Source organism: Roseateles sp. P5_E11, assembly GCF_054049355.1.
This window is the reverse complement of record NZ_JBFUMO010000839.1, coordinates 1-1,857: the sequence shown is the minus strand read 5'-3', so window position 1 is coordinate 1,857 and position 1,857 is coordinate 1. Positions and strand designations below refer to the sequence as shown.

Here is a 1,857-nt window from a genome sequence, read left to right as displayed (position 1 = left end):
GCAAAGCGCAAGGCGCTGGAGAACAGTCTCATCGGCTTCGAGTTGAGTGGGGCAGAGCTGGACGTGGAGGCAAAGAAGCGCTTCGCGGCAATCCGACTGCGGTCTTCTGAGCTGAGCTCGGATTTCTCGAATCGCCTTCAGGATGCAACGGACGCGTTCGTCTACTGGGCGACCGCGGCCGACCTGGCCGGCCTGCCAGAAGACGTGACGGCTTCGATGCGGCACGCCGCAATCGCGGACGGTCGCCAGGATGGCACGTACAAGGTGACGCTGCAGCAGCCGAGCCTCGTTCCCGTTCTCATGTTTGCCCACAACCGGGAGCTGCGTCGGCACGTCTACCGAGCTCAGTCGACCCGAGCGAGCGAGTTCGGTCCGGTGGCGCAGGACAACACGGCCAACATCGTGGAGTTGGTTGGCCTTCGACACGCAAGCGCGAGCATGCTGGAGCGGTCCAACTATGCAGAGCTGTCGCTGACCATGAAGATGGCGGACTCGCCTGAACAGGTCGCCGACTTCTTGCGAGACATTGCCCAACGCAGTCGCGAGCAGGCAGAGCGGGATCTGCAGGAGCTTCGTGATTTCGCAAAAGTCGAGCTCGGGCTGATCGATCTCCAGGCGTGGGACGTGGCCTACGTCAGCGACAAGCTCCGCCAGGCCCGATATTCCTTCAGCGCCCAGGAGGTGAAGCAGTACTTCACGCTCGACAAGGTGCTTGCCGGCATGTTCGAGATTGCCGAATCCCTGTTCGACATCCGGATTGCCACGGACGCATCGCCGACCTGGCACGAGTGCGTCACGACCTATCGGGTCGAACGCGAGGGCGAAACCCTGGGGCACTTCTATCTTGATCCCTTCGCCCGTGCTGCCAAGCGCGGCGGCGCATGGATGAGTGGTGCGCGCGCCCGATGGCGCAAGCCCAATGGAGAGGTGCGCAAGGCGATGGCGCTGCTGGTCACGAACTTCGCCGGCCCTATCAACGGCAAGGCAGGCCTGATGTCGCATTCGGACGTGGTGACCCTGTTCCACGAGTTCGGTCACGGCCTGCACTTCCTGCTGTCTACCGTCGACGTGCCTGGCGTTGCGGGCCTTGGCGGCGTGGAGTGGGACGCCATCGAGCTGCCGAGCCAGTTGATGGAGAACTTCGCCTGGCAATGGGAGATCCTGCAGCGCATCAGCGCCCACGTTGAAACCGAGGAACCGCTGCCCCGCGTGCTGTACGACAAGATGTGGGCAGCGAGAAACTTTCAGAGCGGCATGCTGCTCTTGCGCCAGGTCGAGATGGCTCTGTTTGACATTCGCCTGCACGCGCAGGCCGGCGGGGCCACCGAGGTCCAGGCCATCCTCAAACAGGTTCGAGACGAAGTGGCCGTCATGCCTGTACCAGACTACAACCGCTTCCAGAACGGGTTCGCGCACGTCTTCGCAGGTGGCTATGCCGCTGGCTACTACAGCTACCTTTGGGCCGAAGTTCTGTCAGCGGATGCATGGAGCGTCTTCGAGTCCTCTGGGCCTTTGAGCAAGGCGACGGGAGCCCGCTACAGGCAGGCGATCCTCGAGCGCGGCGGCAGCAGGCCCATGAACGACAACTTCATCGATTTCGTAGGCCGAAAGCCTCAGATCGATGCGTTCCTGAAGAGCCGCGGAGTTGCTTGCCAGGCCTGACCCCGAATCCATGCACCTGAAGATGGACCCGTCTCCACCCTCGCCTTCAGAGCAGGCGGCACTGTCGATGATTGCCAAGGCAATCCGGGAGCTGGATGCTGTGGTCCAGGCAATGCTTGGCGCCTTGCCATCGGCCAAGCCCTGGCAGCGCCAACTCCGCGTGCACCTGGCGGACGCGGACTTGCAGATGCAGAT

1 protein-coding gene and 1 pseudogene are annotated in these 1,857 nt (G+C 62.8%); both read left to right on the top strand.

Going from position 1 to position 1,857, the window contains the following annotated elements; translation table 11 throughout:
• On the top strand, positions 1–1,662 hold a 1,662-nt coding region (locus tag ACXJKR_RS31235), incomplete at its 5' end, for a M3 family metallopeptidase (protein ID WP_457326162.1).
• 10 nt (positions 1,663–1,672) lie between these two features.
• Positions 1,673–1,857, top strand: a pseudogene (locus ACXJKR_RS31230) (hypothetical protein); the annotation flags it as partial.